This is a genomic window from Dellaglioa sp. BT-FLS60, assembly GCF_054941065.1.
Map to the genome: position 1 here is coordinate 1 of NZ_JBSOLI010000021.1, position 269 is coordinate 269.

General features: G+C 36.1%; 1 rRNA gene. It reads right to left on the bottom strand.

What is annotated here, in order from left to right:
• Positions 1-196: 196 nt before the first annotated feature.
• Positions 197-269: ribosomal RNA gene (locus tag ACVQ8P_RS00385) — 16S ribosomal RNA — on the bottom strand; the annotation flags it as partial.

The window sequence follows — 269 nt, forward strand, 5'->3', positions numbered from 1 at the left end:
TAACCTAACTTTACATAAAGCAAAGTGGTTTTGTTAAGAACTACGTTCTTAACTAATAAAACGCGGTGTTTCTCGGCTTATTGCTTAAAAATTTAATAAATATTATCTAGTTTTCAAAGAACAAATTTTTGAGAGTAAACCCCTCAAAACTAAACAAATTTTCGACAAGTGTGTAGGTTTCCGTAATATTCCTTAGAAAGGAGGTGATCCAGCCGCAGGTTCTCCTACGGCTACCTTGTTACGACTTCACCCTAATCATCTGTCCCACC